This is a genomic window from Cupriavidus sp. HY129 (assembly GCF_059492215.1).
In genome coordinates, this window is sequence record NZ_CP083255.1 from 2622302 (window position 1) to 2648071 (window position 25770).

At 67.0% G+C, this 25770-nt stretch carries 21 protein-coding genes; 11 read left to right on the top strand and 10 right to left on the bottom strand.

The window, feature by feature from the left end; all coding sequences use genetic code 11:
- Window positions 1-2: 2 nt before the first annotated feature.
- The 5 genes from shc to K6G35_RS28125 all read left to right on the top strand — a co-directional run bounded on the left by shc (window position 3) and on the right by K6G35_RS28125 (window position 6103).
- Window positions 3-2012, top strand: a complete 2010-nt coding sequence (shc, locus tag K6G35_RS28105; protein ID WP_008650918.1) for a squalene--hopene cyclase — start codon at window positions 3-5, stop codon at window positions 2010-2012.
- A gap of 28 nt (window positions 2013-2040) precedes the next feature.
- On the top strand, window positions 2041-2688 hold the full coding sequence (locus tag K6G35_RS28110; protein ID WP_495677144.1) for a phosphorylase: 648 nt from the start codon (window positions 2041-2043) through the stop codon (window positions 2686-2688).
- A 316-nt stretch (window positions 2689-3004) separates the two neighbouring features.
- A complete protein-coding gene (locus K6G35_RS28115; RefSeq protein WP_495676716.1) occupies window positions 3005-4015 on the top strand; it encodes a Bug family tripartite tricarboxylate transporter substrate binding protein in 1011 nt (336 codons plus the stop codon).
- A gap of 37 nt (window positions 4016-4052) precedes the next feature.
- A complete protein-coding gene (locus K6G35_RS28120; protein WP_495676717.1) occupies window positions 4053-5252 on the top strand; it encodes a CaiB/BaiF CoA transferase family protein in 1200 nt (399 codons plus the stop codon).
- A complete protein-coding gene (locus tag K6G35_RS28125) occupies window positions 5249-6103 on the top strand; it encodes a citryl-CoA lyase (RefSeq protein ID WP_008650914.1) in 855 nt (284 codons plus the stop codon). The genes K6G35_RS28120 and K6G35_RS28125 overlap by 4 nt, the downstream gene beginning before the upstream one ends.
- Window positions 6104-6166: 63 nt before the next feature.
- On the opposite strand, the gene K6G35_RS28130 is transcribed toward K6G35_RS28125, so the two are convergent.
- Complete coding sequence (locus tag K6G35_RS28130) at window positions 6167-7396, bottom strand: GGDEF domain-containing protein (protein WP_008650913.1); 1230 nt, start codon at window positions 7394-7396, stop codon at window positions 6167-6169.
- Between the two features lie 152 nt (window positions 7397-7548).
- Window positions 7549-8325 (bottom strand): IclR family transcriptional regulator, encoded by a 777-nt coding sequence (locus K6G35_RS28135; protein WP_008650912.1) that lies wholly within the window; start codon window positions 8323-8325, stop codon window positions 7549-7551.
- 202 nt (window positions 8326-8527) lie between these two features.
- Here K6G35_RS28135 and K6G35_RS28140 point away from each other — a divergent pair, with 202 nt between their 5' ends.
- The gene (locus K6G35_RS28140) at window positions 8528-9754 is read left to right on the top strand and encodes an MFS transporter (protein ID WP_495676718.1); all 1227 of its coding nucleotides are present in this window, start codon (window positions 8528-8530) and stop codon (window positions 9752-9754) included.
- Window positions 9755-9776: 22 nt separating this feature from the next.
- On the opposite strand, the gene K6G35_RS28145 is transcribed toward K6G35_RS28140, so the two are convergent.
- The 5 genes from K6G35_RS28145 to K6G35_RS28165 all read right to left on the bottom strand — a co-directional run bounded on the left by K6G35_RS28145 (window position 9777) and on the right by K6G35_RS28165 (window position 14410).
- Window positions 9777-10544: a class I SAM-dependent methyltransferase gene (locus K6G35_RS28145; RefSeq protein WP_035883252.1), complete on the bottom strand. Its 768-nt coding sequence runs from the start codon at window positions 10542-10544 to the stop codon at window positions 9777-9779.
- 93 nt (window positions 10545-10637) lie between these two features.
- Window positions 10638-11507 carry an ABC transporter permease gene (locus tag K6G35_RS28150; RefSeq protein WP_008650906.1) on the bottom strand — a complete coding sequence of 290 codons (870 nt, stop codon included), beginning with the start codon at window positions 11505-11507 and terminating at the stop codon, window positions 10638-10640.
- 48 nt (window positions 11508-11555) lie between these two features.
- The gene (locus tag K6G35_RS28155) at window positions 11556-12395 is read right to left on the bottom strand and encodes an ABC transporter ATP-binding protein (RefSeq protein ID WP_011518630.1); all 840 of its coding nucleotides are present in this window, start codon (window positions 12393-12395) and stop codon (window positions 11556-11558) included.
- A gap of 1 nt (window position 12396) precedes the next feature.
- On the bottom strand, window positions 12397-13371 hold the full coding sequence (locus K6G35_RS28160) for an ABC transporter substrate-binding protein (protein ID WP_286882602.1): 975 nt from the start codon (window positions 13369-13371) through the stop codon (window positions 12397-12399).
- 112 nt (window positions 13372-13483) lie between these two features.
- A complete protein-coding gene (locus K6G35_RS28165; protein WP_186425656.1) occupies window positions 13484-14410 on the bottom strand; it encodes a TauD/TfdA dioxygenase family protein in 927 nt (308 codons plus the stop codon).
- Between the two features lie 201 nt (window positions 14411-14611).
- Between K6G35_RS28165 and K6G35_RS28170 the strand changes: the two genes are divergently transcribed.
- The 5 genes from K6G35_RS28170 (at window position 14612) to K6G35_RS28190 (ending at window position 19303) form a co-directional block, all read left to right on the top strand.
- On the top strand, window positions 14612-15061 hold the full coding sequence (locus K6G35_RS28170; protein ID WP_008650902.1) for a hypothetical protein: 450 nt from the start codon (window positions 14612-14614) through the stop codon (window positions 15059-15061).
- Between the two features lie 187 nt (window positions 15062-15248).
- Complete coding sequence (pdhA, locus tag K6G35_RS28175) at window positions 15249-16352, top strand: pyruvate dehydrogenase (acetyl-transferring) E1 component subunit alpha (RefSeq protein WP_008650901.1); 1104 nt, start codon at window positions 15249-15251, stop codon at window positions 16350-16352.
- Entirely contained in the window at window positions 16345-17325 is a 981-nt protein-coding gene (locus K6G35_RS28180; RefSeq protein ID WP_008650900.1) for an alpha-ketoacid dehydrogenase subunit beta, read from the top strand. Before pdhA ends, K6G35_RS28180 begins: the two co-directional genes overlap by 8 nt.
- 16 nt (window positions 17326-17341) lie before the next feature.
- Window positions 17342-18475 (top strand): dihydrolipoamide acetyltransferase family protein, encoded by a 1134-nt coding sequence (locus tag K6G35_RS28185; RefSeq protein WP_008650899.1) that lies wholly within the window; start codon window positions 17342-17344, stop codon window positions 18473-18475.
- 174 nt (window positions 18476-18649) lie between these two features.
- Window positions 18650-19303, top strand: a complete 654-nt coding sequence (locus tag K6G35_RS28190) for a peroxiredoxin (protein ID WP_008650897.1) — start codon at window positions 18650-18652, stop codon at window positions 19301-19303.
- 278 nt (window positions 19304-19581) lie between these two features.
- Here the strand turns inward: K6G35_RS28190 and K6G35_RS28195 are convergent, their stop codons facing one another.
- From K6G35_RS28195 to imuA, 3 genes are read right to left on the bottom strand one after another with little or no spacing between them, the layout of a single operon-like run.
- A complete protein-coding gene (locus K6G35_RS28195) occupies window positions 19582-23043 on the bottom strand; it encodes an error-prone DNA polymerase (protein WP_495676719.1) in 3462 nt (1153 codons plus the stop codon).
- A gap of 26 nt (window positions 23044-23069) precedes the next feature.
- Window positions 23070-24803 (bottom strand): Y-family DNA polymerase, encoded by a 1734-nt coding sequence (locus K6G35_RS28200; protein WP_495676720.1) that lies wholly within the window; start codon window positions 24801-24803, stop codon window positions 23070-23072.
- A complete protein-coding gene (imuA, locus tag K6G35_RS28205) occupies window positions 24694-25653 on the bottom strand; it encodes a translesion DNA synthesis-associated protein ImuA (protein ID WP_035883364.1) in 960 nt (319 codons plus the stop codon). The genes K6G35_RS28200 and imuA overlap by 110 nt, the downstream gene beginning before the upstream one ends.
- Window positions 25654-25770 lie beyond the last annotated feature (117 nt).

Consider the following 25770-nt stretch of genomic DNA (forward strand, 5'->3'; position numbering starts at 1 on the left):
AGATGAACCAGGCCGCAACAATTACCCGCCCCCAGGATGAAACGCTGACCACCAGCGCCCGTCGCCCTGCCCAGCCGGCCCTGCCCGATCCGCTCGATGCCGGCATCGCACATGCCGTCGAATCCCTGCTGGCGCAACAGCAGTCCGATGGCCACTGGGTCTACGAACTCGAAGCCGACGCCACGATTCCGGCCGAGTACATCCTGATGGTCCACTACCTCGGCGAGACGCCGGATCTGGTACTGGAAGGCAAGATCGCCAACTACCTGCGCCGCATCCAGAACGCCGATGGCGGCTGGCCACTGTTCCACGCCGGCGCCTCGGACGTCAGTGCCAGCGTGAAGGGCTACTTCGCGCTGAAGATGGCCGGCGACAACCCGGAAGCCGAGCACATGCGCCGCGCGCGCGCCGCGATCCACGCGATGGGCGGCGCCGAGGCCAGCAACGTCTTCACCCGCACGCTGCTCGCGCTGTACGGCGTGATGCCGTGGCAGGCGGTGCCGATGATGCCGGTGGAAATCATGCTGCTGCCCGAGTGGTTTCCGTTCCATCTGTCGAAGGTGTCGTACTGGGCCCGCACGGTCATCGTGCCGCTGCTGGTACTCAACAGCCTGCGTCCGCAGGCGCGCAATCCGCGCAAGATCGGCATCGACGAATTGTTCGTGCGCCCGTGCCAGGCCACCCGCCTGCCGCGCCGCGCGCCGCACCAGAGCCCGCTATGGGTCGGCGTGTTCCGCACGCTCGACGCCGTGGTGCGCATGGCCGAGCCGCTGTTCCCGCGTGGCCTGCGCCAGCGGGCCATCGAGCGCGCGCGTGAATTCACGGTCGAACGTCTGAACGGCGAAGACGGCCTCGGCGCGATCTTCCCGGCGATGGTCAACTCGGTGCTGATGTTCGACGTGCTCGGCGTGCCCGAGAACGACCCGAACCGGGCCATCGCGCGCCGCTCGATCGACAAGCTGCTCGTGGTCAAGGATGACGAGGCTTATTGCCAGCCATGCCTGTCGCCGGTCTGGGATACGTCGCTGGCCGCCCATGCCTTGCTGGAAGTCGGCGAGCCGCGCACGATCGCGGCGGCCGCACGCGGGCTGGACTGGCTTGTGCCGCTGCAGGAACTCGAACTGCGCGGCGACTGGACGGTGCGCCGTCCCAACGTCCGCCCGGGAGGCTGGGCCTTCCAGTACGCCAATCCTCACTACCCCGACGTGGACGACACCGCCGTGGTGGCTGCCGCGATGGACCGCGTGGACAAGGGCGACCGCTCCAACCGTTATGACGAAGCCGTATCCCGCGCCTGCGAGTGGATCGTCGGCATGCAAAGCAGCAACGGTGGCTGGGGCGCGTTCGAACCCGAGAACACGCACCTCTACCTGAACAACATCCCGTTCGCCGATCACGGCGCACTGCTCGATCCGCCCACGGCCGACGTATCCGCGCGTTGTCTGGCGATGCTGTGCCAGCTCGGCCAGATGCCGGCCAACAGCGAGCCGGCCGCGCGCGCGCTGCGCTACCTGCTCGACGAACAAGAGGCCGACGGAAGCTGGTTTGGCCGCTGGGGCACCAACTATATCTATGGCACGTGGAGCGCGCTGTGCGGGCTGAACGCCGCCGGCATCGGCACGGACGCGCCCGAGATGAAGCGCGCGGCCCAATGGCTGCTGTCGATCCAGAACGAGGATGGCGGCTGGGGCGAGTCGGGCGACAGCTACAAGCTCGAGTATCGTGGCTATGAAAAGGCCCCGAGCACCGCATCGCAAACGGCCTGGGCCATGCTCGGCCTGATGGCCGCCGGCGCGGGCGACCACCCCGCCCTGGTGCGCGGCGTCGAGTACCTGCTGCGCACGCAGGCCAGCCATGGTTTCTGGGACGAGCCGTACTTCACGGCGGTGGGTTTCCCTCGCGTGTTCTATCTGCGCTACCACGGCTATTCGCGCTTCTTCCCGCTCTGGGCACTGGCGCGCTTCCGCAACCTGCTGCGCGATGGCAATCGCGCCATCACCTGGGGGCTCTGAAGTCGTGGCGGTACTGGCAGTCAGCGGGATGGATTTCGAGGCGCGCATCGCGTCGGGACCGGGCGTGGAAACGCTCTATGGGCATCGCGATGCGGCACTGGCGCGTGTGCTTGACGCCAGGCTGGTGCAAGGCTGCGACGGCGTGATCAGCTTCGGCGTGGCCGGCGGGCTCGATCCCACGCTGCCGCCGGGCACCGTGATCGTCGCCACGGCCGTGCGGGTGGGCGACGCGTCTTACTCGACCGACCCGTACTGGACAGCGGCGCTTCGCCGCGCCCTGCCTCAGGCCGTGTGTGGCCTGCTGGCTGGCTCCGATACCCCGGTCACCACGGTGACCGACAAGACCGCGCTGCACGAATCCCACGGCGCCCTGGCCGTGGACATGGAATCCCATATCGCCGCGCTGGCCGCCCAGACCCACCAAATTCCATTCGCCGCGCTGCGCGTGGTGATCGACCCTGCCGACCGTCCCGTGCCCCCACTGGCCGTGGCCGGCATGGCGGCCGATGGCAGCACCGACATCGGCGCAATCGTCTTCGGCCTGCTCAAGGCTCCGCATCAACTTGGCGGCCTCCTGCGGCTGGGGCGCGATGCTTCGGCGGCAAAGTCCGCACTATCTGCCGCCCGACACGCTGTCGGCGCTGGCTTCGCATTGACCGCACTCGCGGCGGCCTGACGCCGCCCTTCCGTCTTTTCGCTCTCCCCCAACCCCTCTCGCGCCATCGCGGGTGAGGGGTGCTCACCCACGCCCACCAAAACACCCGCTGTTTTTCCCCCTCTCCCGCAGCGCCAGAGCGGGCTGGGGAGAAGGCAAGCTGTTCAAATTCCCATCCAGGTCAGGATCACACCCGCGTGCCGCAGCCTGACATCCCGCCGCCACCTGTCATCCACCATGACTTGACAGTCCGTCGCCCCCCTCCTATCCTCCGTTTCATTCCTTTCTTAAGATCGATGTTCTGTACTATAGAACATCAGAAATTGGAGACCCCAGCATGAGCAAGACCCACCCGACCCGCCCGACCTCCTCGCGACGCCGCAACCTCGTGCACGGCCTGATCGCCGTGGCGGCCATCGCCACCCTGCCGGGTGCGTCCGCATTTGCCGCCGATGCCTATCCGGCTCAGCCGATCCGTCTGGTCGTGCCGTTCCCGCCGGCAGGCGGCACTGACGTGCTATCGCGTCTGGTCTTCAACAAGATTGGCACCGCCACGCACTGGACGGTGGTGGTGGAAAACCGCGCCGGCGCCGGCGGTAACATCGGCCTCGACGCCGTGGCCAAGGCACGGCCCGATGGCTACACGATCGGCATGGGCCAGACCGCCAACCTCGCCATCAACCCGACGCTCTACCCGAAGATGCCGTACAACGCGGTCACGGATTTCACGCCCGTGGCCCTGGTGGCCGCGCAGCCCGTGGTGCTGATCGTGCGACAGGACTCGCCCTACAAGACGCTGGCTGACCTCGTGGCCGCGGCCAAGACCAAGCAACTGTCGATGGCGTCGGCAGGCACCGGTACCGTGGGCCACCTGACCGGCGAGATGTTCCAGCGCCGTGCCGGCTTCAAGGCGCTGCATGTGCCATACAAGGGCGCATCGCCCGCGCTGACCGACCTGATGGGCGGCCAGACCGACTTCTACTTCGCCACGCCGCCGATCGCCATGCCGATGCTCAAGGCTGGCAAGCTGCGCGCGCTGGGTGTGACGTCGGTCAAGCGTGTGGCGCTGCTGCCGAATGTGCCCACCGTCGCGGAGCAGGGCTACGCGGGCTTCCAGGCCGAGGACTGGAAGGCACTGGTGGCGCCCGCCGGCACACCGGCCGACGTGATCGCCCGCCTGAACGCGGAAGTCAACAAGGCGCTCAAGGATGCGGATACGATCGCCAGACTGCGAGACGAAGGCAGCGAACCGCGCGGCGGCTCCGCGGCGGACCTCGCCACGTTCATCAAGAGCGAGCACACGCGCTGGGGCACGATCGTGCGAGACTCCGGCGCTCGCGTTGAATAAGACCAACAACATTCCTGGCCGGACCCACATACCCCACATGCAAAAGCCGCTTCGCAATATCCGCGTGCTCGACCTCACCAACGTGCTGGCCGGGCCCTTCTGCTGCCACCAGCTCGCCCACATGGGGGCCGAGGTGATCAAGGTGGAAACGCCCGGCACGGGCGACCTCGCACGTCAGCTTGGCGCCGATGCCGAACTGAACCGCAAGCTGATGGGCGTGTCGTTCCTGGCGCAGAACCCCGGCAAGCGCTCGATCACGATCAACCTCAAGCACGCGCGCGGCAAGGAAGTCTTCCGCAAGCTGGTGCAGAGCGCCGACGTCGTTGTCGAGAACTTCCGCCCCGGCGTGATGACGCGCCTGGGCCTGGGCTACGACGAACTCAAGCTGGTGAACCCGCGCCTGATCTACTGCGCGATCTCCGGATTCGGCCAGGATGGGCCGCTCTCCGACCTGCCGGCCTATGACCAGATCATCCAGGGCATGGCAGGCGTGATGAGCATCACCGGCGAACCGCAGACCGCGCCGTATCGCGTCGGTTATCCCGTCTCCGACACCATCGGCGGCATGACCGCGGCCTTTTCCATCGCCGCCTCGCTGGCCGATACCGAACGCACGGAAGGCTACTTCCTCGACGTATCGATGCTGGAAGCCACGCTGGTCACGATGGGCTGGGTTGTTTCCAACCATCTGGTGGCGGGCAAGGACCCCGCCCCGATGGGCAACGAGAACATGACGGCGAGCCCGTCCGGTACGTTCCGCACCGGCGACGGCCCGCTCAATATCGCCGCCAACAAGCAGGAGCAGTTCGAAGCGGTGTGCCGCGTGGTGGGCCGCCCCGAGCTGGCGACCGACCCACGCTTTGCGGAGCGCCAGTCGCGCCTGGCGAACCGCGCGGCGCTGACCGCCGAACTGGAAGCGGAACTGGCGAAGAAGTCCGCCACCGACTGGTGGCAACTGCTCAATGAGGCTGGCGTGCCGGCCGGGCCGGTGCTGAAGGTGCCGGACACGCTCGCACTTCCGCAGGTGCGCGACCGCGGCATGATCGGCGCGTTCGAGAACGTGCCGGGCGTGGGTCGCGACATCCGCCTGCTGCGCACCGGTTTCAAGGTCAACGGGCAGGCACCGTCCGTGGACACGCCCCCGCCGCAGCTCGGCGAGCATACCGACGACATCCTCGGCGAACTCGGCTATGACGCCGCCGCCATCGACACCCTCAAACAGGAGCGCGCGCTATGAGCGCCACGAACGAAACGATCGACGCTGGCCAACAGGCTTCGCAGGACTGGTGGCGTACCGAAATTATCGACATGAAGCCGGGTGAGATCCGCTATCGCGGCTACCCGATCGAGCAGTTGATCGGCAATGTGTCGTTCGCGCAGATGATCTGGCTGATGCTGCGCGGCGAGCTGCCGGGCAAGCGCGAAGGCGAACTGCTCGACGCGGCGCTGATGGCCGCCGTCGACCACGGCCCGCAGGCACCCAGCATCGCCATCGCCCGCATGGCCGCCACCTGCGGCGTGGGGCTGAACAATGCGATGGCCTCGGCGGTCAACGTGCTGGGCGACGTGCACGGCGGCGCCGGCGAGCAAGCGGTGGAACTCTATCAGGACATCGCGCGCCGCTTCGACGCCGGCACGCCGTTTGACGATGCCGTGGCCGCCGGCCTGGCCCACTATCGCGACCTGCACGGCAAGTTCGTCTCGGGCTTCGGCCATCGTTTCCATCCGCTCGACCCGCGCGCGCCGCGCCTGCTGACGCTGGTGGATCAGGCTGCCGACGATGGCGTGGTGTCCGGCCGTTACGCAGCGATTGCCCGCGCGGTGGAAAAAGCGCTCGGCGCGGGACGCGACAAGCCGATCCCGATGAACATCGACGGCGCGACCGCTGTCATCTACGCGGAACTGGGCTTTCCGGCACCGCTGGCACGCGGGCTGTTCTGCCTGTCGCGCTCCGTGGGCATCCTGTCTCATGCGTGGGAGCAAACCCAGCAGGGCGGCCGCAACAAGGGGCCGATTCCGCGCCAGTTCATCTGGACGTATGACGGGCAGCCGCAACGGGATGTGCCGGTGGATGGCGGGGCGGTATAAGGACGGCCTTAAGGACGGCATAAGGGCGGCCCAGGTCCACCGGGCCCGCCCGGGTATCCACCGTCAAACAATCATCTGCGGCTCGGTCACCGATTGCAGCGCGTCGCCGACCGGTGTCTCTTCGATCATGCTGGACGCCAGCATGAACTGGTCGCGGCCGCGCTGCTTGGCCTGATAGAGCGCGCGGTCTGCCGTGGCGAACAGGCTGCGCCACAGGCCCTCACGGCTTGAGGGCCCGCCGCGCAGCTCGGCCACGCCGATGCTGACGCTGGCATGACCGCCCGCGCCGGGCAGTTCGATCGCCCTCACCTTCCGCAGAATACGATTGGCCAGCGCAGTGGCCTGGTGCTCGTCCGTATGCGGACAGAGAATGCAAAACTCCTCGCCACCATAGCGCGCGGCAATATCGGACGCACGCCGCGAATTGTCGAGCGCCGTCGCGATTTCACGCAGCACGTTGTCACCGGCATGGTGGCCGTGCGTGTCGTTGACCAGCTTGAAATAGTCGACGTCGATCACGAGGCACGACAGCGCCTCGCCGTCGCGCTGCCAGCGCGCGATCATGCTGACGGCCATCATGTCGAGCGCGCCGCGATTGAGCAGCCCGGTCAGCGCATCGGTACGCGCGCCGCTCTCGTTGCGCGCGATGATCTGCTCCATCGACATCAGGCAGAAACCGAACAGGCCCAGCAACACGGCGACCAGCGGCGCCAGCGGCCAGACCGAGCCTTCGGGCTGCAGGAAGAAAGGCGTGACCTCGAAACCCTTGAATGTCGCCCCGTAGCTCAGCGCCGCCACCTGCGAGATCAGCAGCACCAGGTGGGAAGCCAGCACCAGCGGGCCGCCGATGCTCCTGCGGCCGCGCGCGCTACGCAGCATGGTGATGACAGTGGAAAACGAGATCAGGGCCAGCAAGCCGTACGCGAGGGCATGCATGAGCATGCTGCCGTCGGGCAGGCCGGTCAGCAGCATCAGCAGCACCAGCGCCACGAAGCCGACACCGTGCAGCAGCGCCGCTTGTTCGGACATGCCGTAGTAAACGCGCACGCCCCGGTAGATCGTCAGGCGGCCAAGTACATAGGCACCGGCACCGAGCGCGCCGAGTTCCGCCGATCCGGCGCTTGCGCTGGCCGCGACGACCAGCCCCGCGCCTGAGGCGATCACATGCCCGACAGCCCACAGGCGGCCAGCCTCATTGGCGCGCAGCGCGAGCACCAGCCCCGCCGCCATGACGAGCGTGCTGGAGAAAACCACCATCATCACGACCAGGACGGTCTGCTGGGCCAGGTGCACGGGAGTCGAATCCTCTAAAGCTACCGGGGGCGGCTGCCGCTTGTCGAGGTTTACCCTTGGCGGGTGGCCCCCTGTTGCAATCGTCGGCACGAAAGCACGCATCTTATCCCGCGCGGGTCACCGAGCGGCACCCCCGACAAGCCGGGGGATGCTCAGTCGTCCTGCGGGGCAGTTGCCGCCGAGGATGAGGGTCCGGCGGCTTCGACGACCTCCGGGAAGGTCCCGCCAAGCGCCTGCGTCAGCCCTCGCGCGGCATCGAGTACCTGTTCGCGGAACGATTCGGAGAAACGCGGCGTCGGGCAGGTCAGCGTCAAGGCGCCCTTCAATTCCCCACCGGGCCCGAACACCGGCGACGACACGCCCGCGATGTCGGGGCTGCGGTCGCCCACCAGCGCGATCACGCCTTCGTCACGGATACGCTGATAGATCTCTCCGCGCGCGCCGGCGAAAGCGCGCAGCACACGGCCGCCGGCGCCGCGATTGAGCGGCAGCAGATCGCCGGCACGAATGTGGTCGCGTACCGGCTGCGGGGAGTCCACGCGATAAAGGCAGAGCCGGTGCTCGCCCTGCTGGATATGGAACGCAGCCGATTCGCGGGTAGCGCGCACCAGTTCGCGCAACGCCGGCAACACGACCTGCTCGAGCGAGAACGACGCCGCGTAGACCGCATTGAGACGCGCGATCTCGGGGCCGAGCCCGTAGCGCCCATCGGCATGGCGCTGGATCAGCCGCGCATGCTCCAGCGAGGCCAGCAGCCTCAGCAGCGTGCTCTTGTAGAGGCCGCTGCGTTGCGCGAGTTCGGCCAGCCCCAACGTCCCGTCGCCCTCCCGGAAAGCCGACAGCACGAACAACGCCCGATCCACGGCGACGGCACCACCTTCGGCGGCGTGCTTGTCAGCTTCGGAGAGTTGGGCGGCTTTGCGGGGCATGGAGAAAGCGTCGAAGGCGTGGCATGGAACGGGCGTCCACGGTATAGAACGGTCAAATCAATGTCAATCTGCACGCCAACGCGCCGCACAGGCCGCGCCCATTCCCGGTATGATTGCCGCTCCCGGGTTTTCCCTATGTTGTCGTACCTGATACACGACCCGGACCCGGCCTGAATCCCCGTCCAATCGCGCCCCGCACCGAATGACCACCCCGCTTTCCCCCGAGGCCACGCCGCCGCATGGCGATCTCGCCGCCGGCAATGTGACCCGCCGCATACTTGGCATCGTTGTCTTCAACTTCATCGCATATCTCAGCGTCGGCCTGCCGATCGCCGTGGTGCCCGGCTTCGTGCATGGCGACCTTGGCTATAGCGCGGTACTGGCGGGTCTGGCGGTCAGCATCCAGTACCTGGCCACACTGCTGAGCCGCCCGTGGGCCGGCAGCCTGTGCGACATGAAAGGGCCGAAGCGCTCGGTGCTGACGGGCCTGCTGCTATGCGCGGGCAGCGGCTTGCTGCTGCTGGGCGCCGCGCAGTTCGCGGGCAACGACTGGCTCGCGCTGGGCTGGCTGCTGTCGAGCCGCCTGATGCTGGGCGCGGGCGAGAGCCTGGTGACCACCGGCACCATCGCCTGGGGCATCGGCAGCGTGGGCGCGCGCCATACGGCAAAAGTGATTTCCTGGAATGGCGTCACCACTTACGGCGCGCTGGCGGTGGGCGCGCCCGTGGGCGTACTGCTGGCCGGCCACGGTGGCCTGACCGCAATCGGCATCGTGACGTCGGTCATTGCTGGCGCCTCGTGGCTGCTGGCGCGCCGCCAGGCCGCCGTGCCAATCCTCAAGGGCGAGCGCCTGCCCTTCCGCAGCGTATTCCGCGCGATGTCTCCGTTCGGCTTGTGCCTCGGGCTTGGCTCGGTCGGCTTTGGCGCGATCACGGCCTTCATCACGCTCTACTACGCGGGGCATGGCTGGGATCATGCCGCGCTGGCGCTGACCGCGCTCGGCACCTGCTTCGTCCTGACGCGGCTGATCATGGCCGACAGCATCACGCGCTTCGGCGGTTATCCGGTGGCGCTGGTGTCGTTCGCGGTGGAGGCAGCGGGTCTGGCGATGCTGTGGCTGGCCCAGGCGCCGTGGCAGGCATTGGCTGGCGCGGCCGTGGTGGGCTTCGGTTTCTCGCTGGTCTTTCCGTCGCTCGGCATCGAAGCCGTCAAGCGCGTGCCAGCCACCAATCGCGGCTCCGCGCTAGGCGCCTACGCGCTGTTCTTCGATTTCTCGCTCGGGCTGACCGGCCCCGTAGCCGGCCTGATCACGAAGCACGCCGGCTACCCGGCCGTGTACCTGTTCGCCGCGCTGGCGGCGGTGCTGGCGCTGATGCTCAGTCAGGTCCTGGCCGCGCGCTATCGCGACCGGCTGGCGCCGGCCACCTGATACTCATCTGACTTCCACCGGATCAGAGCCGTTCGCAGCAGTACGCCTCGGTGCTGTACGGGAACGACACCACGTCGCGCCCCTGCAGCGCCGGGTCGGTGGCAATGACCTCGCGCAACCGGGCGCGCACGGCGTCCTGCTGGTCCTGCGGCAGCGACGCGATGAAGCTGACCGACATCACGCGATCGACGATCACCTGTTCCGGCGCGCCGCTGTGGGTGTACGCAAAGCGTGTCAGACCGAGCGGTCCCATGCCATCGGCCGGGAAGACCTTCTTCCAGTCCCCCTTGTAGAAGCGCGGCGCATCGCCCTCGAACGGCGTCATGATCTCGGTCAGCCTGGCGACCCAGCCTACCGACTCGTCGCGGACATTCCACACCAGCCCGAGCTTGCCGCCGGGCTTCAGCACGCGGCGGATTTCCTGCACGGCGGCAGTGTTGGCAAACCAGTGGAACGCCTGGGCGCAGACCACCGCGTCGACGCTGCCGTCGGGCAGCGGAATCGACTCGGCGCTACCCGCCAGCGCCTGCACATCCGGCAGCTTCGACGACAGTTGGGCGCGCATGGCATCGACCGGTTCCACGGCAATCACCGTGGCGCCGGTCTGCGCCAGCAGGCGCGTGAACTTGCCGGTGCCCGCGCCGAGGTCGACAACAGTCTTGCCGGGCGCCACGCCAAGCGTGTCGCGCAGCCAGCCGGAAAGCTCGGCGGGATATTCGGGACGCCCTCGGGCGTAGGTATCGGCCTGGGCGGAGAAGCCCTGGGCGGCAGCATGATGGATCGCGGTCATGAGCGCGTACGTTACTCCGCTCGCATGACAACGGCAAGACCCGCCTGCCAGTGCTGCTACTGTGGCCTCCTAGTTCGGCTGCTAGTGCGGCTGCTAGTGCTGCTGCCCCCAGCGCCGGACGGTAACGCGCTCCAGTGTGGCGAATACCAGCCCTTCCACGGCCAGTCCGATCAGGATTACCGTGGCCAGCCCCGCGAACACCCGGTCGGTATAGAGTTCGTTGCGGTTCTGGAAGATGTACCAGCCCAGGCCGCCCTTGCCCGACGAAGCACCGAAGACAAGCTCGGCCGCGATCAGCGTGCGCCACGCAAAAGCCCAGCCGATCTTCAGCCCGGAAAGGATGGCCGGCAACGCCGCGGGCACCAGGATCAGCACCACGAAGCGCAGCCCGCGCAGACCATAGTTGCGCCCCGCCATGCGCAGCGTTTCCGGCACGCCGCGAAACCCGGCATACGTATTCAGCGCGAGCGGCCACAGCACCGAGTGCACCAGCACGAAGATCAGGCTCTTGCTGCCAAGCCCGAACCACAGCAGCGCCAGCGGCAGCAGCGCGATGGCCGGCAGGGGATTGAACATCGCGGTCAGCGTGTCGAGCAGGTCGCGCCCGATACGCGTCGACGCAGCCAGCGTGGTGAGCGCGAAGGCCAGCACGATGCCGGCGGCGTAGCCCTGCAGCAGCACTGTCAACGACACCGCCGCCTTGCCCGGCAGTTCGCCACTGGCGATGCCTTCGCCGAACGCCCGTGCTGTGGCCAGGAACGTCGGCAGCAGCAGATCGTTGTCCTGGATGCGGGCGATGATTTCCCACAGTGTGGCCAACACCACCAGGATCAAGGCCTTGCGCAACCAGCCTTGCTGCCACAGTTGCCGGTACCACGGCAGCGGCAGCGACAACGGCGCGGCCGTGAAGGGAGCCAGCACGTGCTCGTACTCGGGGCGAACCGGGGGATTGGCGGTACTCATCGCTTGCATCTCGAATCGAAGGGCGGGAATTTGGGGATACCTGGGAATTCAGGCGTGAACGATGCGGCTCGACGCATCCTCCACGGTGGCGGGTTCGTCGAACAGCATCCGGTGGATGCGGTGCGCGGCCGTCTGGAATTCCGCGCTGCCCTGGCTGGCCAGCGTGAACTGATGACTGTTGAGTTCCGCGCGCACCCGCCCCGGATGCGGCGACAGCAGCAGAATGCGGCTGCCGACCACCAGTGCTTCCTCGATCGAGTGAGTCACGAACAGCAGCGTGAAGGCCGCGTCGTCCCACAGCGCGAGCAATTCCTCCTGCATCCGGCGGCGCGTCAGCGCATCGAGCGCGGCGAACGGCTCGTCCATCAGCAGCACTTTCGGCCGCATGGCCAGCGCGCGCGCAATCGCCACCCGCTGCTTCATGCCGCCCGACAGCGTGTGTGGATAGGCATCGGCAAAGGCCGCGAGCCCCACCTTGTCCAGGAAATGCAACGCCACGTCGTTGGCCTCGGCCTTTGACATGCCACGCGCCTGCCGCAGCGGGAACATCACGTTCTGTCGCACCGTTTTCCACGGCGGCAACTGATCGAATTCCTGGAACACGACGATGCGGTCCGGCCCCGGCTTTTGCACCCGTTGCCCATCGAGCCGGATCTCGCCTTCGGCCGGCGGCACGAAGCCCGCAACCGCCTTGAGCAACGTCGACTTGCCGCAGCCCGAAGGCCCCAGCAGCACGAACCGGTCGGTGGCGTGGACGTCGAAGCTCACGCGATGCGTGGCGCGCACCACGCGCTGCGCGGTGCGGTACTCCAGCGATACGCCATCCACCTGCAGCAGCGGTTCGTGACTGGCGACCACACGCAGGTGCGCGCTATTGCCTTCGGCCATGTCAACTCCCTTCGGCGGTTGCCGGGTCCTGGAAGAAATAGTCCTGCCACGACTTCGGCTGATGCTTGATCGCACCCACGCGATACATGAAGTCCGCCAGCGCGAACGTGTTCTGCGGCGTCACCTTGAACTGCACCTGCGGGTTCTTCAGGATCTTCACCAGCAGCGCGCGGTCGATCTTCGCCTTGTTCACGCGGATATACAGATCGGCGGCAGCTTCCGGGTTCTTCGTTGCGAACTGGGCGGCTTCGGCCAGCGCATCGACGAACGCGCGGTAGGTTTTCGGGTTCTCGCTGCGGAATTTCTCGGTCGCGTAGAGCACCGTGGCGGAACTGGGCCCGCCAAGCACATCGTAGGAATTGAGCACGATGCGCGCGTTCGGATTTCCCGCCAGTTCCTGTTCCTGGAACGGCGGGTTGCCGAAGTGCCCAGTGATCTCGGTGCCGCCTGCAATGATCGCCGCGGCAGCATCGGGATGCGGCACCGCCACGGTCCATTTGTCGAGCCGGTTGAATTCCTTGTCACCCCACTGCTTGGCAGCGGCATATTGCAGCACGCGCGACTGCACCGAGACGGTCACCGCCGGCAACGCGATGCGGTCTTTCTCGGTGAAATCCGCAATCGTCTTGATCTTGGGATTGTTGCTGACCAGGTAATACGGGAAGTTGCCAAGCGACGCCACGCCCTTCACGTTCTGCTTGCCCTGGGTGCGGTCCCACAGCGTCAGCAGCGGGCCAACACCAGCCCCTGCGATGTCGATCGCGCCGGAGAGCAAGGCATCGTTGACCGCCGCGCCACCGGAAAGCTGCGTCCATTCGACCTTGACGTCGATGCCCTGCTGCTTGCCGTGTTTCTCGATCAGTTGCTGGTCGCGTGCGACGTTGAGCAGCAGATAGACCACGCCGAACTGCTCGGCAATGCGCAGGCGGCCTTCGGCGTGCGCATTGCCAGTCAAGGCAAGGCCCGCCGTCAGCATGGCAACGGCGGCGCGACGGGTCAGGGTGGAAGCAGACGTAAAGGCGGACGAAAACAACGACATGCAATGGACTCCTGAAAAATGGGGCCGGAGTGAAAAAACGGGAACCGGATCAGAACGGCTGATCGCCTTCGATCGTGGTGCGATACATCACGCGCCGCTGGTGATCGGGTGTGCCGGCGGCCAGATGCAGCAGCGACCGGTTGTCCCAGAACACGAGGTCGTGCTCGCGCCACTGATGGCGGTACACGTGCTCGGGCTTCACGCTGTGTGCGAACAATTCATCGAGGATCGCGCGGCTTTCGTCATCAGGCAGGCCGACGATGCGCGTGGTGAAATGCTCGCTGACGAACAGCGCGCGGCGCCCGGTCTCCGGATGCGTGCGAACCACCGGATGCACCACGGGCTTGACCTGCGCGATCTGCTCCGGCGTCAGGTTCGGACGCCACGGGCTGCGCGCCTGCAACTCCGCGTACCGCGCCAGATACGTATGCTCGGCGGCGAGATCGGCCACCTTGCGCTGCAGCGCTTCCGGCAGGCTCTCCCATGCGGTGTGCATATTGGCGAAAAGCGTGTCGCCGCCTTCGGCGGGCAACTCCCTTGCGTGCAACAGGGAACCAAGACTCGGTGTCTCCTTGTAGGAGAGATCCGAATGCCAGAAGTGGCCGGCATCACCCAGCCCGATCGGCTTGCCGTTCTCGATCACGTTCGAGACGATCAGCACTTCGGGGTGGCCCGGCAACTGGAACTGGTTCAGCACGTGAATCTGCAGCGGCCCGAAGCGGCGGCTGAAAGCGATCTGTTGTGCCGGCGTGATGCGCTGGTCGCGGAACACCAGCACGTGATGATCGAGATGCGCCTGATGGATGCGCTGGAAATCACCATGCGACAGCGGCCGCGCCAGATCGACCCCGATGACTTCCGCACCCAGTGCGGCGCCCAGCGGGCGGATTTCGAAATCCTGAAGGGATCTGGCGGAAGACTCGGTGGCGAGGTTGGCGGAGGTATCGACGGTGGCGTCGGCAGTGGCAATCGTCATGGCAGGTCTTTGCTCTGGGGGAAGCACAAGTCTTGCACTGTAGGGAAGCCGCACCAGCCGGACAACGAATCAAATCGCGCGCGATTATGCGGATTCCTTATATCGCGTTGGCGCGCCCGCGGCCTCGCGCCTAAACTTTCTGGAATGACTGGAACAACACCAGGCGCGCGGGAGGCCCGTATGCAAGATGCGATACGTTCCATGCTGTCTCTGTCGATGGCGACAGCCTTCGTGGTCTTGACGGGATGCGGAGGCAGCGACAAGCCCAAGGCAGGGGCACCCGCCACGTCCAGCGGCAGTCCGGCTTCCGCCGCATCCAATGCCGCATCCGTCGCCGCATCCAACGCCGGGGCCGGGGCCATCACCCAGCCGCCCATCCCGGAAGGCCAGCCAGCGGAGGCCGCAGCGCCCGGCCGGTTCCAGATCGTCGCCAGCGGCCAGACTCGCACCGGCCCGTTCCTGCTCGACACGCAGACGGGCCGGATCTGGCAGCTGAGGGAATTCGCCGGTCTTCAGGGCTCGCCCGTCGCGTGGCACGAGATGACGATCATCGACGACAAGGGCGGCATGGGGATTACATCCACCCAGTTCCAGAAACTCTATCCACCACGTGGCGGTGTACCGCCACAGGCCGCGCATCGGCGCCGCTAGCGACCCGGCTTCGCGTCCCCCGATGAAACTGCCCCACCCGCCCGCGCCGACAATGTGACGGCGGTGCGCCACCGCACGCCCGCAGCGCGATTCCGTGCCCTACACTCAAAGGCAGCAGCGTTCACAAGATGCTGCGCCGCACAGGACACCGCGAACCACAAGGGAGCAACCTCAAGGGGACAACCACATGGGCACTGTTGCGCGTTTTGAAATCGGCTTTACCCGCTACCTCTCCCCCGACGGCTCGCCCGAGCCCGACCTTCCCGACTTTGCCCGCGATCCGGCCACCCTGCTGCCGCTCTATCGCGCCATGGTGCTGACCCGGCAGTTCGATCTCAAGGCCATCGCGATGCAGCGCACCGGCCAGATCGGCACGTTCGCGTCCGCGCTGGGCCAGGAAGCGATCGGCGTCGGCGTGGCCACGGCAATGCGCCGCGACGACGTGCTGGTGCCGTCGTACCGCGATCATGCCGCGCAGTTTGTGCGGGGCGTCACGATGACGGAGAGCCTGCTGTACTGGGGTGGCGACGAGCGCGGCAGCGCGTTTGCCGCAGTGCCATATGACTTCGGCAACTGCGTGCCGATCGGCACCCAGGTTGGCCATGCGGCCGGCGTGGCCTACACGTTCAAGCTGCGCCAGGCGCCGAACGTGGCCGTGTGCATCCTCGGCGACGGCGGCACCTCGAAGGGTGACTTCTACGAAGGGATGAACATGGCCGGCGCGTGGCACGTCCCACTGGTCATCGTTATCAACAACAACCAGTGGGCCATCTCGATGCCGCGCGCCAAGCAGACGGCGGCGGCGACGCTGGCCCAGAAGGCGATCGCGGCGGGCATTCCTGGCGAACAGATCGACGGCAACGACGTGATTGCCGTGCGGCAGCGCGTTGGCGCGGCCATCGAACATGCGCGCCACGGCGGCGGGCCGACATTGATCGAGGCGGTGAGCTACCGCCTGGGCGACCATACGACAGCCGATGATGCGTCGCGCTACCGGGACGAGGCATCGGTCAAGGAAGCCTGGCGCTGCGAGCCCATTATCCGGCTGCGAGACTACCTGGCCCGCCTCGGCGCCTGGGACGCCGCGCAGGAAGAGGCGCTGATCAAGGAATGCCAGCAGGCCGTTGGCGCGGCCGTGCAGGCCTACCTTGCGCTGCCGCATCCCGATGCATCGGCGATGTTCGATTGCCTGTATGAAACGCTGCCAGACGCCATGGCCGAACAACTCGACACCGCGCGGCAATACGACGCCTCTGGCAAGACCGACACCTCGGGAGCCCATCATGGCTGAACTGCATATGGTGGAAGCCGTCAACCTGGCCCTGGCCCATGCCCTGGCCAACGATCCCGACGTGGTGCTGCTGGGCGAGGACATCGGCGTGAACGGCGGCGTATTCCGCTCGACCGTGGGGCTGCAGTCGCGCTTCGGCGAGGCCCGCGTCATCGACACGCCGCTGGCCGAGGGCGCCATCGTCGGCGCGGCCATCGGCATGGCGGCGATGGGACTCAAGCCTGTCGCGGAGATCCAGTTCGCCGGCTTCATCTATCCGGCGATCGACAACATCCTGAATCACGCGGGTCATATGCGGCACCGCACACGCGGCCGGATCACGTGCCCGATGGTCGTGCGCGCGCCGAGCGGCGCGGGCATTCACGCGCCCGAACACCATTCCGAAAGCCCGGAGGCCCTGTTCGCGCAGATGCCGGGCATCCGCGTGGTCATGCCTTCATCGCCGGCGCGCGCCTACGGGCTGCTGCTTGCGGCGATTCGCGACCCGGACCCGGTGATCTTCCTGGAGCCCACCCGCCTGTATCGGCTGTTCCGGCAGGAGGTCGCCGACGACGGCCAGGCGCTGCCCCTCGACGCCTGCTTCACGCTGCGCGAGGGCACTGACCTCACGCTGGTGAGCTGGGGCGCGATGTTGCGGGAAACGCTGGCCGCAGCCGATGTGCTGGCCGACGAAGGCGTTTCCGCGGCAGTGATCGACGTGGCCACGCTCAAGCCGCTGGATATGGAGACCATCCTGGAATCGGTTGCGCAGAGCGGCCGATGCGTGATCGTGCATGAAGCACCGCGCACCGCCGGCCTGGGCGCGGAGATCGCCGCCAACCTGGCCGACGCGGGACTCTATTCGCTGAGCGCCCCGGTGCAGCGCGTGACGGCGCCTGACACGGTGGTGCCGCTGGCGCGACTCGAACACAGCTACATGCCGTCGGTGGCGCGGATTGTCGACGCGGCGCGACGCGCGCTGGAAGCAGCCTAGCCAAGGAGAGATAGCGATGCGGATCTTCAAGCTGCCCGACCTGGGCGAAGGCCTGCAGGAAGCGGAAATCGTCAACTGGCATGTGAAGCCCGGGGACATCATCGCAGCCGACCAGCCGCTGTTGTCGGTGGAAACAGCCAAGGCCATCGTCGAGATCCCCTCGCCGTTCGCCGGGCAGGTTGCGAAGCTCTTTGCGCAGCCCGGCGACATCGTCCACCTGGGCGCGCCACTGGTCGGCTTCGAGGGCGCGGGGGCGTCCGACGATGCTGGCACGGTGGTAGGCGCCGTGAAGGTCGGCACGCATGTGGTCAATGAAGGCGTCACGCGCGTAGGCGCCGCCGGCATTCCCGGCGGACACGGCATCAAGGCCACGCCGGCCGTGCGCGCGCTGGCGCGCAAGCTGTCGGTCGACCTGTCGATGGTCACCCCATCCGGCCATGATGGTGTGATCACGGCCACCGATGTGCAGCGCGTGGCCACCACCCTGGCGGACGTCGGCGCGCCGGACGTGCTGCGCGGTGTGCGCCGCGCAATGGCGCAGAACATGGCGCGCGCGCAGAGCGAAGTGGCCGCGGCCACGGTCATGGACGATGCGGACCTGCACGCGTGGCAGGCGACCGGCGCATCGGTGACCGGTCAGGACATCACGATCCGCCTGGTGCGCGCGCTGGTGGCCGGCGTGCGCGCGGAACCGGCGCTCAACGCGTGGTACGAAGGCAGGACCGGCAGACGCCACCTGCTCGAACGGATCGACGTGGGCATTGCGGCGGACCTGCCGGAGGGGTTGTTCGTGCCGGTGCTGCGCAACGTCGGCAAACGCGATGCCGCCGACCTGCGTGCCGGGCTGGACCGAATGCGCGCCGACGTGGTCGCGCGCACCATCGCGCCGGAGGAGATGCGCGGCAATACCATCACCCTGTCGAACTTCGGCATGATCGCGGGCCGCTACGCGGCGCCCATCGTGGTGCCGCCAACGGTTGCCATCCTCGGGGCGGGGCGCGTGCGCGACGAAGTGGTGGCATCCGGCGGCGTGCCTGCCGTGCACCGGGTCATGCCTCTGTCGCTGACATTCGATCACCGCGTGGTCACGGGCGGCGAGGCGGCCCGGTTCCTGCGCGCGGTCATCGAGGATCTGGAACGGCCCGAGTAGCACGACAGGAGTGATTCCGGCGATACCGGCACGGCCCTGGCCAGGCCGGCCATCCGCCACATGGATGAAGGCCATTTGTCCGTCCGGCAGGCAAACCAGTTCCTATACTGGATTTTCGCCGCATAGACGGCTGCGTCACGCCCCCACCCAACCCACCAATAAAGGAGCACGACCATGGCAATCCGACTTGGCGAGGAAGCACCGGACTTCACCGCCGACACCACTGAAGGGAAGATTCATTTTCATGAGTGGATCGGCGACAGCTGGGCCATCCTGTTCTCGCACCCCAAGGATTTCACGCCGGTCTGCACCACCGAGCTCGGCTACATGGCCAAGCTGAAGCCCGAGTTCGACAAACGCAATACGAAGATCATCGGCCTGTCGATCGATCCGGTTGGCGACCATTCGCGCTGGGTCAAGGACATCGAGGAAACGCAGGGCGCCACGGTCAACTACCCGATGATCGGCGATCACGACCTCAAGGTGGCCAAGCTCTACGACATGATCCACCCCGAGGCGAGCGGCGGCCCACGCACGGCAGCGGACAACGCCACGATCCGCGCGGTGTTCATGATCGGCCCTGACAAGAAGGTCAAGGCCATGCTGGTCTACCCGATGAGCGCGGGACGCAATTTCGACGAGGTGCTGCGCCTGCTCGACTCGCTGCAACTGAACGCGAAACACACCGTCGCCACGCCAGTCAACTGGAAGCCGGGCGACGACGTGATCATCCCCACTTCGGTGTCGGATGACGACGCGAAGAAAAAATATCCACAGGGCTTCAAGACGCTCAAGCCCTATCTGCGAACGGTTGCCCAGCCGAAGTAAGGACCGAAGTAAGCACCTCTGTTAATACAGATGGGGTAGTCCGCACGACGGATAGGAACTATCCACAGAGAGCGTGGATAATCCCCCTCTTGACAACCCGCCAGCCCGCGCCGGTATTGGCTCAAGGTTGATTGCCTAATTTTTGGGCAATCAACCCTGGCGGGGTTTTGCTTGCAGGGGTTGAAAATTTGTGCGTTGAGTTGGGGACCGAAGTCGGGGACCGGCCTGCTGCGCTCTGCTCCGATGCATGAGAAGGGGAGGGAGGCTGGACCTCCCTCTCAATGAAAATCCCGACTCCCCACCATCAGCCTCCCCAGCAACGGACTCAGATCCACCAGTTCGTCCGCGACCAGATGACGCACCTCGCCCTGTCGTTGCCAGGTGCCGATCACGCCGAGCAGCGTCGCTCCCAGGACCTCCTTGCGCTGCCGCTCCACCAGGTCTGGCCAGATGATGACGTTGACGGCGCCGGTCTCGTCCTCGATCGAGGTGAAGATCGTGCCGCTGGCCGTCGATGGCCGTTGGCGCACGGTCACGATGCCGCAGGCGCGCACGCGGCGGCCGTTGGCGCAGTTCGCGAGTTGGCGTGCCGTCGCGAACTTGAGCGCGCGCAGTCTGTGCCGCAGTAGTGTCAGCGGATGGCACTTCAGCGATAGCCCCAGGCTGGCGTAGTCGGCGGCCACGTCCTCACCGAGTTTCGGCTCGGGAAGTTGCAGTGCGTGCTCCTGCGGCGGCGCATCATGCAGCAGATCGCGATGCGCGGTCTGCACCGCCGCGCCACGCGCGTGCCAGCGTGCCTGGCGTCGATGCCCCGCGAGAGATACCAGCGCATCGGCCGCGGCCAGCGCGTCAATGTCGTGCCGGTCCAGTGACGCGCGGCGCGCGAGGTCCTCGACGCTGTCGAATGGCCGCGCCACACGCGCCGCCTCGATCCGCAGCGCGGCAGCCTCGCGCATCCCCTTTACGCGATTCATGCCCAGCCGCACGTCGCGGAAGTTCTGCCCTTCCCGGCGCGGCTCCAGCGTGCTCTCCCAGTTGCTGATCGTCACGTCCACGGGCTGCGACGTCACGCCATGCCGGCGCGCGTCCTGCACCAGTTGCGACGGCGAGTAGAAGCCCATCGGCTGACTGTTGAGCAGTGCGCACAGGAACGCCTCGGGGTGATGACACTTGATCCAGGCGCTGACGTATACGAGCTTGGCGAAGCTGGCCGCATGGCTTTCCGGGAAGCCATATTCCCCAAACCCCTCGATCTGCTTGCAGATGGCCAGCGCGAACGATTCGGGATAGCCGCGCCCGGTCAGCGCCCGTACCAGCGCGTCCTGATGCTTCTTGAGATCGCCACGACGACGCCAGGCCGCCATCGAGCGCCGTAACTGATCAGCCTGCCCGGGCGTAAACCCGGCCGCCTCGATCGCAAGCTGCATGACCTGCTCCTGGAAGATCGGCACACCCAAGGTGCGGCCCAGCACGCGGCGGATCACGTCGTCGAAGTAGGTCGGCAGCTTGCGGGTGAGGCGAAACGCTTCGCGCCGCTTCAGATAGGGATGCACCATACCGCCCTGGATCGGCCCCGGCCGCACGATGGCCACTTCCACCACGAGGTCGTAGTACTTCCGCGGTTGCAGCCGCGGCAGCATCGATTGCTGCGCGCGCGATTCGATCTGGAACACACCGATCGTATCGGCCTTGCAGATCATGTCGTAGGTCTTGACGTCGCCATCGGGCAGATCTTCCATGCGTGTGGGCAGTCCGGCGCGCTCCGGGTCCGGATTCGGGATCATCGCCAGCGCACGACGGATCGCGGTCAGCATGCCCAGTGCGAGCACATCGACCTTCAGCAACCCCAGCGATTCCAGGTCATCCTTGTCCCACTGGATCACACTGCGGTTTTCCATCGCCGCATTCTCGATCGGCACGAGCCGCGACAGCTTGTCCCGCGCGATCACGAAGCCGCCCACGTGTTGCGACAGGTGACGGGGAAAGCCGCGCAACTGCTCCGTCAGGCTGGCCCATTGCCGCACGGTGATGGAATCGGGATCAAGCCCGTAGCGCGAAATGCGGTCAATGAACGCCGCGCCGCCATCCCACCAGGCCTGCCCCTTGACCACCTGTTCCACCACGCCCGGGTCGATGCCGAGCGCGCGCCCCACGTCGCGCAACGCGCTGCGCGAGCGGTACGTGATCAGCGACGCGGCCAGCGCGGCGCGATGGCGGCCGTATTTTCCATAGATGTACTGGATCACCTCCTCGCGCCGCTGGTGCTCGAAGTCGACATCGATATCGGGCGGCTCGTCACGTTCGCGCGACAGGAACCGGCCGAACAGCAGGTTGGCCTGTTCCGGGCTGACCTCGGTGATATGCAGGCAGTAGCAGACTAGCGAGTTGGCCGCCGATCCGCGCCCCTGGCACAGGATGCCCTCCTGGCGCGCGAAGCGGACGATATCGTGCACGGTCAGAAAGAACGGCTCGTAGTGTTTCTCCTCGATCAGTTCGAGTTCTTCCTTGAGTTGCGCCTCCCATTCCGGCGCCATGCCATGTGGAAAACGTTCGGTGATGCCGCGCTCCACCTCCTTGCGCAGATAGGTGATCGGCGTTTCGCCGTCTGGCACGAGTTCCTCGGGATACTCGTAGCGCAGCATGTCGAGCGAGAAGCGGCATTGGTCCGCCAGCTTCAGCGTCTGCGCCAGCGCTTCGCGCGGATAGAGCCGCGACAGCACCTGGCGCATGCGCAGATGCGCCTCGGCATTTGGCGCGAGGGCCCGTCCACACGCGGGCAAAGGCTGGCCGATGCGGATCGCGGTCAGCACATCGGCCAGCGGCTTGCGCGAGCGGACATGCATGTTGACCGCGCCGGCCGCCACCAGCGGCACGCCGGTTTCCGCCGACACCTGCTGCAAACGCGCGCGATGCATGGCTTCGGCATGGCCCTGCAGCAGTTCCATCGCCATCCATGCGCGATCGCCGAAGGTTGCGCGGCACCAGCGTGCCTGCGCGCGCAGGACGTCGAGATCGGCGCAGTAATCGGGCAGCAGGACCACCAGGCAATCCGGCATGCCGCGCAGATGCGCCTGCTTCGGCTGCGGATCGGCAAGATCGGATGGATACAGCAGATAGCTGCCCTTCTCCGCGCGGGTGCGGCCCAGCGTGATGAACTCGCACAGGTCGCCAAACCCGATGCGATTGCGCGCCAGCAGCACCAGGCGCGGTGGCGGCATGGTGTCTTCGGGCGCGGCTGTCAACGTGAAGCGGCTGCCGATGATCAGGTTGAACGCATCGGCAGCGGCGGCGCGGGCTTCGAGCACGCGATGACGGCGCGCGGCGGCATCGGGGTCATCGTCGAAATCGTCCGGCGACAGCGCATCCTCATCCTCCGCATCCCCCGCATCCTCCACACCTCCTGCATCGCTCTCTTCGTCGCCGGTGTCGAGGTCGAATACCGACAGTTCTTCCATCTCGTCGACATCGCCCGTCGTCTGCCCCGCGGCAAGCCGCCGGGCGCTGCGTGCCACCGCCTCCCACATATCCTCGCGCAGCACCTTGATCGCATGATGCGCGCGGGCGGTGCCGGCCACCGAGCATTCATCGGTCAGCGCCAGCCCGCTGTAGCCCAGTTGGAACGCGCGCGAAATCAGTTCCTGCGGATGCGAGGCACCGTTCAGGAATGTGAAGTTGGAGATGCAGTGCAGCTCGACGTAGTCGGGCAGCGACGGCAACAACGAAGACAGGCCGGACAGCACGATCAACCTCCTGGCATCCGGGGCGCTCAGGCAAACAGCCCATGCAGGAACCAGCGGTATTCGCCGCCGTCTTCCTGCCCGTCGCGCGTGGGATGCCCCGGGCGTTCACGATAGACCCAGCAACGCAGCCCGTCGTCGCGCTCGGCGATGAAGTAGTCGCGCGTGGCCAGGCCACCATCCCACCAGCCGGCCTCGATGCGTTCGGGGCGCGTCAGCATCACCAGCGGGCCCTCATGAATGGGGCGATGCTTGTGCACGCGCAGCGGCAATGGCGATTCCAGCAGCCATAGCGGCCGTTCGGGCGGGGTCGTGCCGCCGTTTGTCGTGCCGTTTGTCGTGCCGTTTGTCGTGCCGTTCGTCGTGCCCCGGGCGGGCGGTTCGTCGACAGGCGCCCATTGATTGGCGCGCTCGGGCCGGTGATCCGCCAGTGGATGCGGTTGCAGCACGTTGTCGCGCCCTAGCCGCGCCACCAGCGTATCGAGCAGCCGGCCCAGTTCCGCCGGTTCGGCACCCGGTTCCGGAAACAGCGAGTCGCTTTGCGGTACGCAAATTTCCATCGCCTCCACGCGCAACGCCAACCCGCCCACCGGCGCATGAAAGCGGATCTTGTCGAGCTTCTCGCGCAGTAGCTTCGACAGATGCACGGGATCGCGGCTTGGCTGCGCCAGCCTGAGCGGCACCGGCGTGCTGTCGGTGTCTTCGCCCAGCCGGTAGCGTTCGTGCTCCAGCATCAGCACGCAGCGCGTCACGCCGGCCTGCTGCACGGCCAGCCAGCCCGCGAGCGCCAGCAACAGCCGCTGCGCCCCGGCCAGCACGCCCTCGGCCGACTCCACGCGGCCTGGCAGTTCCATGCGCTGCGCAAACGCCGGTGGCGCCTCGAACCAGGCAAACCCGGACGAGATCTGGCCATAGGCCTGGTCAAGCCGCGCCAGCAATTCCGTGCCGATACGGCGTGACAACCCCGCGCGCGGCAACCGGCGCACCTGCCCCAGCGTGCGGCAGCCAATGCCTTCGAGCCATTCGGGATCGGCCAGCCTGTGCAGGCATTCCACCGGCAGGCGGTCGAGCAGGTGCGTCATGCGGGCGGCACGCACCGCGCGGCGCGCGGGCCGGACAATGCCGCGCGACGTCTTGCGCAACGGCTGACGCGCCAGCCATGCGGCGCCCTGCGCCGTGGTACCGCTGCCAATCTGCGCAAACGTGCCCAGTTGCCGCACACGCGCGCGAATCGCCCGGCACAACGCGCGATGGCCGCCGAACAGGCGCAGGCTGGCCGTGACATCGAGCATCACCGTGGCCGCTTCGGGTTCGGCATCGATCGCCACCGCCGGCGTGAAATGCAGCAACGCCAAAGCGGCCGAGGTCATCAATGCGGACTCCGCCGCGAGATCGCGATCGAGTTGCACCACATCGGCCGACAGCGCCTGCACGCCGCCGCGCCGCATTCCATAGCGCACGCCCAGCGCCACGGCCGGGCCATTGGCCAGCACCACGCGCTCGTGCTCGATCACCGCCACCGGCAGCGCCTGATGCAGCGTTCCGGTATGGGGTGCGGGCCGGGGATCGGCGGACGCACCGGCGGACGCACCGGCGGACGTAATGGCAGACGCACGGGCAGACGTAGCGGCGGGCATACCGGCATCGACCGGCTCAGGCCAGCTCGGCTGCAGCGCGTCCAGCGGCAGGCGCGGCAGGTGCACCGCGATCCAGTACGCCGGGATGGCTGGCGCTGCCGCGGATGTCGGAGATATCGGGAACATGATGATCGGCTCCTGCCGGAGTTGCTGGAACGACCAGAGCGACCGGAGCGACCGGAGCGACCGGCGTGGGCACCGCGGGCACACCCGCGCGCCGCGGCACATGGAGCATGCCTTCCAGCGGCAACAGCAGCGGCGTGTCGCGTGCCGGGCCGCGCCGCTTGTGAAAAACGATGGATAGCAGATTGCCGGGCAACGGCGATAACGCCAGCCGCAGCATGGCCGGCGACGATTCGTGCAGCACGCGGATCGGCCGCAGCACCCACACCACGGTATCGCCGGCCTGCGCCAGCACCTGCAGACGCCGCAGCGCCTCTGGCCGCGCCGCCGGGAGCCAGACCAGCACCGCGCCGAACGCCTGGCTGCGCAACATCTGCTCGGCCGCCCACGCCATGTCGGCGCGGCGCGATGCCACGGTCGCACCCGCCTGCGGACGTACCCAGTAAAGCTGACGCGCGGGCAGGCCACCGTCGGCCAGTCCTGCCGCCAGTCCTCCCGTCAATCCGGCCGCATTGGGCAGGTACGGAGGATCGACGAAACCGATGCGGCGCCCCGCCGCGGCCAGCGCGCGCAACGCCGGCATCAGCAGACGCAATTCGCCCGCGCCACCCTGGGCCAGCAGCAACTCGGTCACGGCGCCAGCAGGCCAGCCGCCGCCTGGCAGTTCGGCCGTCAGGGCGTCGTACCCGGTCGGGCACACGGGCAAGCGCCCGGCGCGGCCGAGCTGACCCGCGCGCCACAGCCCGGGGTAGCGGTGCTCGAGTTCGCTCACCGATGCACGGGGCGCGGAGGAGGAGGAAGCCGCATGGCCCGCCACGACTGTCGGCGGCGTGACATGCGATGACACGGTCATGATGTGGATGAAGAGGCGCAATCGACTGGCGTTGCCCTCGTATTTTTACGAATACTGTATATTTATACAGTATCGAGACCGATGCAAGCCTGCAGCACGAATGTGGCGCGCTCACCG